The sequence below is a fragment of the Streptomyces sp. KR55 genome, from assembly GCF_052245645.1.
Lineage (GTDB): Bacteria > Actinomycetota > Actinomycetes > Streptomycetales > Streptomycetaceae > Streptomyces > Streptomyces flavusporus.
In genome coordinates, this window is record NZ_JBQQCE010000339.1 from 1 (window position 1) to 10,927 (window position 10,927).

Here is a 10,927-nt window from a genome sequence, read left to right on the forward strand (position 1 = left end):
CGCGCGGCGGTCGGCCAGATCGCCTGGCCGACCGTCCTGCTGATCTGCGGCGTGCTCACCTACGTCGGTGTCCTGGACGAGATGGGCACCATCACCTGGGCCGGCGAAGGCGTCGGCGGCATCGGCGTTCCACTGCTGGCCGCGCTCCTGCTGTGCTACATCGGCGCGATCGTCTCGGCGTTCGCCTCGTCCGTCGGCATCATGGGCGCGCTGATTCCGCTGGCGGTTCCGTTCCTCGCGCAGGGCGAGATCGGGGCGGTCGGCATGGTGGCTGCGCTGGCGGTGTCGGCGACGGTGGTGGACGTGAGCCCGTTCTCGACGAACGGCGCGCTGGTCCTGGCCGCGGCACCCGACGTCGACCGTGAGCGTTTCTTCCGGCAGCTGATGGTGTACGGAGGGATCGTGGTGGCGGCGGTGCCCGCGGTGGTGTGGCTGGTGCTGGTCGTGCCCGGTTTCGGGTAACCCGCACGTGCGGCATGGCAACAGGTGACGACGACAAAGGAGTACGACGCGTGTCCCCTCTCTTTCCGGCCCTGACGAACAGCCCGGGTGAGCACATCGCCCTGCGGTTCGGCGACCGGTCCCTGTCCTACGCCCGACTCGCCGCGGCGGCCGGTGCCGTCGCCGAACGGGTACGCGGTGAGGGCCGCGTCGCCGTGTGGGCGACGCCCGCGTTGGAGACGGCCGTCGCGGTGGTGGGAACACTGCTCGCGGGGGTCGCCGCCGTTCCCCTCAACCCGAAGTCCGGAGAGAAGGAGCTCGGTCACATCCTCACCGACAGTGCGCCGACGTTCGTACTCGCGGCGCCCGGCGATGAATTGCCCGATTCTCTGCGGGACTTGGAGCGGGTCGACGTCGATGCACAAGCGACAGGCACGCTCCCCGAGGAGCAGACCGACGACGCCGCCCCCGCCCTCATCGTCTACACCTCCGGCACCACCGGCCCGCCCAAGGGCGCCGTCATCCCCCGTCGGGCGATCGCCGCGACCCTGGACGCGCTCGCCGACGCCTGGCAGTGGACCGGCGAGGATGTGCTGGTGCACGGGCTGCCGCTGTTCCATGTGCACGGTCTGGTGCTCGGCATTCTGGGCCCGCTCCGGCACGGCGGTTCGGTGCGGCATCTGGGCCGGTTCAGCACCGAGGGCGTGGCGCGGGAGCTGAACGGTGGGGCGACGATGCTGTTCGGGGTGCCGACGATGTACCACCGGATCGCCGAGGACCTCGCGGACAATCCGTCGCTCGCCAAGGGGCTCACCGGGGCGCGGCTGCTGGTCTCCGGTTCCGCCGCGCTGCCCGTGCACGACCACGAGCGGATCGCGGCCGCCACCGGACGCCGGGTCATCGAGCGGTACGGCATGACCGAGACGCTGATGAACACCAGCGTCCGCGCGGACGGCGAGGCGCGACCGGGGACGGTCGGTGTGCCGTTGCCGGGAGTTGAGCTGCGGCTCGTGGAGGACGACGGGGCGCCCATCAGGTCGTACGACGGTGAGAGCGTCGGCGAGATCCAGGTGCGCGGGCCGAACCTGTTCACCGAGTACCTCAACCGGCCCGACGCCACCGCCGCCGCCTTCACCGCCGACGGCTGGTTCCGCACCGGCGACATGGCGGTCCGCGAGCCCGACGGCTATGTCCGTATCGTCGGCCGCAAGGCCACCGATCTGATCAAGAGCGGCGGTTACAAGATCGGCGCCGGTGAGATCGAGAACGCTCTCCTGGAGCATCCGGGGGTGCGGGAGGCCGCTGTCACCGGGGAGCCCGACCCTGATCTCGGTGAGCGGATCGTCGCCTGGATCGTGCCCGCCGATCCGCAGACCCCGCCCGGCGTCGAGGAGTTGGCCGATCACGTGGCCCGCCGGCTCGCCCCGCACAAGCGGCCACGTGTCGTGCACCACCTGGAGTCCCTGCCCCGCAACGACATGGGGAAGATCATGAAGCGGGCGCTGGGCGGCCATGCCTGAGCGCCTCTCCGCCCGCCGGGCCATCACCCTCGTCGCCGACGAGTTCAACGAACTCCCCTACCCGACAAGGGAGTCCGAGCCCGACGGGCCCCTCTCCTGGCAGGGCTACGACGCCTCCCGTGCCCGCGCCGCCGCACGCACCGGTGAGGACGAGTCCGTGGTCTGCGGCACCGCCCGCATCGAGGGCACGGACGCCGTGCTGATCGCCTTCGAGTTCGGCTTCCTCGGCGGCTCGCTCGGCGAGCGCACCGGCGACCGGCTGGAGGCGGCGTACCTGCACGCCCGCGAGCACCGGCTGCCGGTCGTGTCGCTGATCGCGACGGGTGGCAGCCGGATGCAGGAGGGCATGGTCGCGCTCACCCAGCTCCAGCGTGTGGCCCGGCAGTCGGTGCTCACCCGGGAGGCCGGTCTGCCGCAGGTCGCCGTACTGCGGGATCCGACGACGGGTGGCGGCTGGGCCACCCTCGGGGCGGGCGCCGACGTGATCCTCGCGCTGCCCGGCGCCCAGGTCGGCTTCGCCGGCTCCCGGGTGCGGCCGGCGGACGCGGACCCGGCGGCGTACACGGCCGAGGCGCAGGTGGCAGCCGGCGCGGCCGACGCGGTCGTACCAGAGGAGGAGCTGCGGGCGACGCTGGGGCGGTGGCTGCGGCTGCTGACCGCGTCCTCGGCCGAGCCCGCGCCGCCGCCGGGTCCGCTCGGCGTGACCGACCTCCCGGCGACCGGATGGGACGCCGTCCGGCGCGCCCGCTCACCCCAACGGCCGTGTGCCCAGCGCTACTTGGATGCCTACTTCACCGACCGTGTCGCGATCAGCGGCGATCGCTGCGGCGGCACCGACGACGGCATGCTGTGCGGCTTCGGGGCGCACGAGGGGCGTACCGTCGCGTACGCCGCCCAGACCGGGACCGCGACCCGTCCCGCCGGTTACCGCACCGCCGCCCGTCTGATCCGGCTCGCGGACCGGCTCGGTATCCCCGTGCTGACCCTGGTGGACACCCCGGGCGCGGCCAATGACGCGGAGGCGGAACGGCTGGGGGTGGGCGCCGCGATCGCGGAGGTGTTCGGCGCGGTGGCGGCCGCGCGCACGCCGGTCACGACGCTGGTGATCGGCGAGGGCGGCTCGGGCGGCGCGCTCGCGCTCGCGGCGCCGGACAACACGTGGGTCACCCCGGACAGCTACTTCTCGGTGATCGCCCCCGAGCTGGCGGCCGCGATACTGAAACGACCTCCGGAGGAGGTGGAGGAGACGGCTGGTCAACTCCGCATTCGGCCACAGGACTTGGCAGATCTGGGGATCGCGCGGACCATCACATGACACACGGCGGTGCCGTCTCCTCCTCCCCTCCGGGGGGAGACGGCACCGCCGGTGTCCGCCTAACGCACCCCCACCGCCCGGATGATCTCCTGCGTCACCGAGCCGCCCCGGTCATCGCTCGCCGACGCCCGCAGGGATACGTACTCGGCGTCGCCCGGCACGGTCAGTGTGCCGCGCCAGGAGTCCGCGTCGCCGGTGAGCCGGACCGGATGCCACGATGTGCCGTCGTCGTACGACACCTCGAGCGTTCCGCCGCCGATGCTGCCTGTGTCCGACGCGTCGGCCACGTACTCGGCGTGGATTCCGACGGGCACCTTCCGCCCGCCGGGCACATCGCCGGCGAGGTCGGTGTCGACGTCGAAGCCGAGGTTGATCAGCGGCAGATACGTCCAGCGGTCGGTGGGTGTGGCCGCCGAGCGGAACGTCCACTCGGCGTGGCCCCGGGTGGCGAGTTCCCAGCGTTCGGGGTCGAGTGTGGTTTCGGTGACGACCTTGTAGGTGCGCTCGTCGGCGGGTGCGTCCCACACGTACACGCCGGAACTGCGGCGCCGGTCGACCAGTTCCCCGTCGAGGTAGACCTCCGTGTACTGGGTCATGCCGGTCTCCTCGCTCCAGACGTCACCGAAGCCGGTGTGGTCGGGACCGGAGTCGCCCCAGCCTGGGGTGTTGAACTGGATCTGGTTGCCGACGCGTTGCTGCCCCCAGCCAAGCCCGGTGCCGAGCCACGGATGCCAGACCGGCCTGAACCAGTTCAGGTCCGGGCGCGTCCCGCCCCGGTAGCGGACCAGCCCGCCGCGTTCCTCCAGCGCCCCGTCGGCCATCGTCACCGACTCGTGCCACAGCTGACCGTCGGCCGTGGAGACGTAGTCCGTGCGCTCGGCCGGGTAGTCGATCCGCTCGCGAAAGCCGATCCCGATGGGGAAGGTGTCGGTGATGGAGTACCGGAACTCGCCCCCGCTGACCGGCTTCACCGCATGGAACGTCGTGTGCACCGCGGCGAGTTCGCGGTGTTCGTCCGGTGCGTAGGTCAGATCGCGGTCGGGGACGGCGCCCTCGTGTCCCTTCGACAGGTCGTACACGTACGGGGTGTTGCGCGTGCCGGTCATGTCGACCGTTCCGGCGGCCCGCAGGCGCTCGGCGTCGGCCTTGTCGACCGTGGCGATCTGCAGCGGGCGGTCGGCGCCGTCGTCGGTGCCCCACCAGGCGTTGAGCCGTCCGGGGTTGTCGTCGGTCACGAACAGCGCCTTGACGCCCGCGTCCTGCGCCGCCTGGGCCAGCGCGGCCGGCTCGGTGCCGTCGGTGAGGCGGGCAAGCACCGCCTTGCCCTCGACGCCGGTGAAGGGGCCGTCCCCGGCATCCACCAGCGGCAGCCTGCTGCGGCCCTCGATCAGGGTGCCGCCCGGCTGGGCGAGGGCGTTGCCGATGCCCTTGACCTCCAGCAAGGGCTTGCCGAGCCGCCAGACGGTCCGGTACTCGAAGCTCCCCTGCGTGACCTTCTTCCCGGTCGGCGCGGCGAAGACGCTGTCGTACTTCACGGGCACCTGGGCAGCCCCGAACAGGTCGGCGCCGTTCGCCTTCCGATCGTACTCCATGATCAGTTGCCGGGTCTCGGTGCGCCGGTCGACGTCGGCCCTGATCTCCCGCAGCTCCCGTCCGTCCAGGGTGACCTCCCGGTCCCGGTCCAGGATGACCTCGGGTGCCGCGAGGAAGCCGAGGCCCAGTGAGTCGGTGCCGTGGCTGCCGCGCACGTCGAGGAAGGAGGTGAGGCTGTACGTCCCCGGCTTCAGCCGCAGTTTCAGCGTCCCGGAGTCGCCGACGTACGCTGCGACGGGGTCGACGCGCTCGGCGAGGTGCTGCACCACGAGGTCGGCGGCGGTGGCGGCCCCGTCCCGGTCCTTGACGTGCACGGTGAGCGTGTACCGCTCGTCCTCCTTGACCAGCCCGAACGCGGTGTGCGCGACCGGGGTGCCGGCGACGGAGGCGACGATCCGCCCGCTGGTGTTGCCCACCGGCGCCTCGGAGCCGTCGCCGGTCACGGTGGTGGACGCCGTGCCGTGCGCCGGCACGGTGAGGGTGGTGTCGGCGAGGGTGGCGGCCTCGCCCTGCACGGCGAGGTCCAGCTCGACGTCGGCGTCCGAGGTGTTGGTGTAGGTGACGGTCCTGGTCACCGGCTGGTTGTTCTCGTACGGCCACCGGTGGAAGCCCAGGTCGACGCTTCCCGTGGCCGTGACCTCGGCCCCGATCGCGTCCGGCACGCTCACCCGCCCGGCGCCCAGCGTGTAGACGGACGCGTCGAGCTGCTTCGACGTCGACATCAGCGCGTCCTTGAGCTGCGCGCCGGTCCAGTCGGGATGCTGCTCGGCGAGCAGGGCGGCGACGCCGGCGACATGCGGGGTCGCCATGGACGTACCGCTCATGGAGACGTAGTCGCCGCTGCCGCCGCTGAGACTGGAGCGGGCGGCGAGGATGTTCACGCCCGGAGCCGCGAGGTCGGGCTTGAGCGCGTTGTCCCCGTAGCGGGGTCCGGCGCTGGTGAAGTAGGCGGCCTGGTCGGCGGAGTCGACGGCACCGACGGTGAGCGCGGCGTCGGCGGCGCCGGGCGAGCCGATGGCGGAGGGCGCGCCGGTGTTGCCGGCGGCGATGACGAAGAGGGCGCCGGTCTCGGCGCTGAGGGTGTTGACGGCCTGCGCCATGGGATCCGTGCCGTCGCTGGGCTCGGTCGAGCCGAGGCTCATGGAGACGATGTCGGCCTGCACCTCCCGTGCGGCCCACTCCATGCCGGCGATGATCTGCGACTCGCTGCCGGACCCCTCGTCGCTGAGCACCTTGCCGACCGCCAGCGAGGCCCCCGGCGCGACCCCCTTCTCGGCGCCGTCCGACGCGGCGCCGGTGCCGGCGACGGTGGACGCCACATGCGTACCGTGCCCGTCCCGGTCGGCGACCTCCTGCCCCTCGATGAAGCTCCTGCTGGCCGAGACCTGCGACGCCAGGTCGGGATGGGTCGCGTCCACGCCGGTGTCAAGCACGGCGACGGTGACGCCCTTCCCGGTCAGCCCCGCCTCCCAGCCCGCGGGCGTCCCGATCTGCGCGTTGCTCTCCGCCATGTCGGCGTCGACCCGCCCGTCCAGCCAGACGCCCGCGATGCCGTCCTGCCGGGTGAACGCCCGCCAGAACGCCCGCCCCTTGTCCGCCTCCACGGCGGCCCCGCGCACGCTCTCCAGCGTCCGCGTCCGCTCGGCACCGCGCGGGGTGACGGCCCGCGTGCCCTTCTCGTACGTCACGATCAACGGCAGCTCAGTGGTGTCGCTGTCGGCGAACCCCTGACGTATCAACTCGCTGACGTCGAACAGCCGTTGGTCGAGAGTGCCGGCCCGCAGATACGGAAGTGCCTCGTCCGGTACGACGGTGACGTGGCCGTTCGCCTGCTGCGTGCGCACGGCGCCGGTGGCCCCCCGCGGCCGGTCGACGGTGACCGTCTTCCGTCCGCCGCCGAGCTCGGCGACGGTCACCTTGTCGCCGGTGACGAGTGTGACGGTACGGGCTCGGGGCGCCGCACGCGTGGACACACCGGTGTCCTGCGCCGACACCGGGCTCACGGGCAGCAGAGCGAGCACGAGCCCGGCCGACAGGAGGATCGCCCCGCGTCCGACTGGTCCTCTGGTCATGCACACGCCTCTCTTCGTCGGGTGATGGGGAAGAGTGTCAGGCGCCTTGTGTTGCAGGTGAGTTGAACGGAGCTGGCGGATAGACGTAGTGGCGGGTTCCCGCCAGGTACGGCGCCGGCAGCGCAAGCAACGCGGCGGCAAGCCGCGGAAAACCACCCGTACAGCCGCACCCCGCCCGGCCCCCTCCAGAAGGCGCCGCCCTCCCCGCCCCCCACACGATGCAAAGAGGCCCGCCGCCCGGCGGCCGCCACGGTCTGTGCCCCTCGGGAGGATCCGCGATGACCGCCAGCCTGGAGCAGCTACGCCGGTGCCACTTCGCCGTCGATCTGGGGGCGGCGCGGACGCGGGTCTACGTCAAGGGCGCCGGGCTTGTCGTGGACCAGCCGTCCGCCGCGGCCGTGAACACCAACACCGGCGCACTGATCGCGGTCGGCGAGCTCGCGGAGAAGATGACCGGCCGCACTCCCCAACACATCCGTGTCGTACGGCCGGTGTCCGGCGGCACGGTCGTCGACATCGAGATGGCCCAGCGGATGCTGCGGCATCTGCTCGGCGACAAGACCCGCCGCGCGCTGCGCCGCAAGCCCGGACTCCGGGCCGCCGCCTGCACCCCGCACGACGCCGGCCCGCTCGCCCAGCGGGCGACGACCGAGACGCTCGTCGGTCTCGGCGCCCGCCGCGTCGAACTCGTCGACACCCTCATCGCCGCCGCCGTCGGCTGCGGACTGCCCGTCGAGCAGCCCGAGGCCACCATGATCCTGGTGTGCGGCGCGGCCGCGACGCAGGTCGCCGTGCTGTCCCTCGGCTCCATCGTCACCGCCGAACGCATCCCGGTCGGCGGTGAGGCCGTCGACAACGCGATCGTGCTGCATCTGCGGCACGAGCACGAACTCGTGCTGCCGAGTCAGTCGGTACGGCCGCTGCAGCTGGCCCTGTCCGGCAACGGCCTCACCCCGCACGGGCCGACGTCGACGGAGATCCACGGCCGGGATGTGGCCACCGGCCTGCCCCGTTCCGTCCAGATCGACACCGCCGCCGTACGCGACGCCATCCAGACCCCGCTCACCGCCGTGCTCGACGGCATCGGCAAAGTGCTGCGGGAGTGCCCGCCCGACCTGGTGGCCGACCTCGCCGACCGGGGGATCATGATGGTCGGCGGCAGCGCCCTGCTCCCCGGGTTCGACCAGATGCTGCGGCAGGCCACCGGGATGCCGGTGCACATCGCCGAACGGCCCGACGTGTGCGCCGTGCGGGGCCTCGGCACCATGCTGGAGGGCAGGGTCGAGCCGCTGGAGCTGAATTCGCTGGACAGGTGAGCCCGCCGACGCCGTGAGCGGCCCGGGCAGGGCGTAGCCCCCGCCATTGGGGTGTAGCGCGCGGTGTGCCGGGAAGGCGCACTTGCAGCATCTGCTGCATCGCCGGGTCGGCGTACGCCGCTCGGCGGTGAGACGGGGGCGCCACACGGACCTGGAAGGCGGTGACATGAACTCAGTGGCCCCACTCTCCCTCGCGGAGCGGTTACGCCCACTCGCCATCGACGGCCGCACCGACGGCACGGGCCGGTCGGTGCTCAGCGCACGAGGAGAACTCGTCCATGGGTGCGCGGACACCCTGGCCGACGTACTGGCCGAACTGCCCGTCCACACCTGCCGGATAGAGCTGGACATGGCCGGGGTGATCTTCATGGACACGGCGGGAGGGCAGTTCCTGGACGTCCTGCACGACCACGGCCGACGGCACCTGATCCCGGTCTCGGCCACGAACTGGCGGGGCCAGCCGCGCCGGGTCCTGGAACTGTTCGGCCTGGACGCCACGGACCCGCTGCGTTCCACGGCACCGGACCCCGCCCCGGCACCCGGCCCCGCCCCGACACCCTCCGCGGTGGCCCTCGAGCGCGCGGAGCAACTGCACGAACTGCGCGAGGAGATAATCCAGTTGCGGAAGGCGATCGCCTCCCGCCCGGTGATCGACCAGGCCCGCGGCATCCTCATGGCCACCCACGCCTGCACGTCCGACGAGGCCTGGCACATCCTCCGTGCGGCCTCCCAGCTCTCCAACACCAAGCTCCACAAGGTGGCCGCGGCCGTCACGGCCGGCGCCGAATCCGACGGCCCATCACTTCCGGAGGAGCTGCGTACGGCCCTGCGCAGGGCAGTCGCCCGGCGCGGGGCCTGACGCCTGGTCGGTGGTGTGTGTACTCACGAGGCTCCCCTTTGCTTCGACATTCGTCGAAGTCTTGCAGCGGTAAGCATGGCAGCCGACTCGACACCCGCCAACATAGACATACATCGAATTAGCTGCTTCGACATGTGTCAACATTGATGCATGTCGAACACCAAGGTGCTGCCGCTGCTCGAACCGGACGCGCCCGTGGCCGAAGCTCCGTGCTGCCCGCCGCTGGCCGAGCGCCCCTTCACCGCCGAGGAGGCCGAGCGGACGGCGAAGATGTTCAAGGCGCTCGGCGATCCGGTGCGCCTGCGGCTGTTCTCGCTGGTCGCCTCGCACGAGGGCGGCGAGGCGTGCGTGTGCGACATCTCCGACGTGGGCGTCTCTCAGCCGACCGTGTCGCACCACCTGAAGAAGCTCAAGGAAGCCGGCCTGCTCACCTCCGAGCGGCGCGGCACGTGGGTCTACTACAAGGTCGCACCGTCCGTCGTGGCAGCAATGGGCCAGATGCTCGCCCTGCCACGCGAGGGCGCGTGACCATCACCTGGGTGGTCCGCCTCATGCGTCGGAGGCAGTCCGGCCGGTCATGAAGACGACCGCCACGAGCGCCGGCCCGACCACGGCCCCGACTAGCTGCATCCCGACGAACGCCGACACGGAACCCGGCGCGATCCCCGCAAAGGTGTCGCTGAAGACGCGGCCGCCCGCGCACGCGCACGTCCGCACCCCCTCGTCGTCCTGGCCGAGCATCTGACGACCGAGCGGCTCGACGCCCTCGCCCAGCGCCGGATACCGGCGGGCCGCATGGTGGTCTCCTCCGCGGGCCCGCGTCCGAGGCCGTGCGACCTCAGGCGGTTGTGGCGGTCAGCCGAAGCGGCCGGAGATGTAGTCCTCGGTGCGCTGGTCGGAGGGGTTGGAGAAGATCCGCTCGGTCTCGTCGTACTCGACGAGCCGGCCGTGGCGTTCGCCCTTGCTGTCGACGTCCGCGGTGAAGAAGGCGGTGCGGTCGGAGACACGTGCGGCCTGCTGCATGTTGTGGGTGACGACGATGATCGTGAACTCCTGGGCGAGCTGCTCCATGAGGTCCTCGATCTTCATCGTGGCGATCGGGTCCAGCGCCGAGCACGGCTCGTCCATCAGGATCACCTCCGGCTTGACCGCGATGGTGCGGGCGATGCACAGCCGCTGCTGCTGGCCGCCGGAGAGGGCGAGCGCGGAGGTCTTGAGCTTGTCCTTGACCTCGTCCCACAGCGCCGCGTGGGTCAGTGTCTCCTCGACCAGGTCGTCGAGGTTGCCCTTGAAGCCGCCCACCCTCGGCCCGTACGCGATGTTGTCGTAGATCGACTTCGGGAACGGGTTGGGCTTCTGGAAGACCATGCCGATCCGCCGTCGCACCTCGATCGGGTCGACCTCGCGGCCGTACAGGTCCTCGTTGTGGTAGCGGATCTTGCCGACGACACGGGCACCGGGAATGAGGTCGTTCATCCGGTTGAAGCAGCGGATCATCGTGGACTTGCCGCACCCCGACGGGCCGATCATGGCGGTGATCTGACGCCGCCCGATCGTCATGTTGACGTCCCGGACGGCCTCGTGGGCGCCGTAGAAGACCGACAGGCTGCCGACTTCGAAGACCGGTTCGGCCAGGGACGGGGCGCCGTGGTAGGTGACCTGCGGAATCCTGGTGCCGCCGGAGGAGTCGGGCGGAGGGGTCATGGCGGTCTCCTGCGGGAGGGGCGGTGGGGCAGGGACGGTGGCCGTCACCAGCGACGGACGTAGCGGTTGCGCAGCCAGATCGCCAGCGAGTTCATGGCCAGCAGGAT

General features: G+C 71.6%; 7 protein-coding genes and 2 pseudogenes. 6 read left to right on the plus strand and 3 right to left on the minus strand.

All coding sequences use genetic code 11. From position 1 onward, the window contains the following. The 3 genes and pseudogenes from ACTWQJ_RS36340 to ACTWQJ_RS36350 form a co-directional block, all read left to right on the plus strand. Positions 1-462 (plus strand): annotated as a pseudogene (locus ACTWQJ_RS36340) (SLC13 family permease); the annotation flags it as partial. Between the two features lie 50 nt (positions 463-512). Then, positions 513-1,961, plus strand: a complete 1,449-nt coding sequence (locus ACTWQJ_RS36345) for an acyl-CoA synthetase (protein WP_443310721.1) — start codon at positions 513-515, stop codon at positions 1,959-1,961. Continuing rightward, positions 1,954-3,276, plus strand: coding sequence for a carboxyl transferase domain-containing protein (locus ACTWQJ_RS36350; protein WP_443310722.1), 1,323 nt, complete (start codon positions 1,954-1,956; stop codon positions 3,274-3,276). Before ACTWQJ_RS36345 ends, ACTWQJ_RS36350 begins: the two co-directional genes overlap by 8 nt. Before the next feature lie 59 nt (positions 3,277-3,335). Here ACTWQJ_RS36350 and ACTWQJ_RS36355 read toward each other — a convergent pair whose 3' ends face one another. Continuing rightward, on the minus strand, positions 3,336-6,941 hold the full coding sequence (locus tag ACTWQJ_RS36355; protein ID WP_443310723.1) for a S8 family serine peptidase: 3,606 nt from the start codon (positions 6,939-6,941) through the stop codon (positions 3,336-3,338). Between the two features lie 278 nt (positions 6,942-7,219). On the opposite strand from ACTWQJ_RS36355, the gene ACTWQJ_RS36360 reads away from it, so the two are divergent. The 3 genes from ACTWQJ_RS36360 to ACTWQJ_RS36370 all read left to right on the plus strand — a co-directional run bounded on the left by ACTWQJ_RS36360 (position 7,220) and on the right by ACTWQJ_RS36370 (position 9,644). Beyond that, on the plus strand, positions 7,220-8,257 hold the full coding sequence (locus ACTWQJ_RS36360) for a rod shape-determining protein (RefSeq protein ID WP_443310724.1): 1,038 nt from the start codon (positions 7,220-7,222) through the stop codon (positions 8,255-8,257). Between the two features lie 166 nt (positions 8,258-8,423). Next, the gene (locus ACTWQJ_RS36365) at positions 8,424-9,116 is read left to right on the plus strand and encodes an ANTAR domain-containing protein (RefSeq protein ID WP_443310725.1); all 693 of its coding nucleotides are present in this window, start codon (positions 8,424-8,426) and stop codon (positions 9,114-9,116) included. Positions 9,117-9,266: 150 nt separating this feature from the next. Then, positions 9,267-9,644 (plus strand): ArsR/SmtB family transcription factor, encoded by a 378-nt coding sequence (locus ACTWQJ_RS36370; protein WP_443310726.1) that lies wholly within the window; start codon positions 9,267-9,269, stop codon positions 9,642-9,644. Between the two features lie 21 nt (positions 9,645-9,665). Here the strand turns inward: ACTWQJ_RS36370 and ACTWQJ_RS36375 are convergent. Together ACTWQJ_RS36375 and pstB are read right to left on the minus strand one after the other, a co-directional pair. Continuing rightward, positions 9,666-9,809: pseudogene (locus tag ACTWQJ_RS36375) on the minus strand (aquaporin family protein); the annotation flags it as partial. Between the two features lie 162 nt (positions 9,810-9,971). Further along, on the minus strand, positions 9,972-10,820 hold the full coding sequence (pstB, locus tag ACTWQJ_RS36380) for a phosphate ABC transporter ATP-binding protein PstB (protein WP_443310727.1): 849 nt from the start codon (positions 10,818-10,820) through the stop codon (positions 9,972-9,974). Positions 10,821-10,927 lie beyond the last annotated feature (107 nt).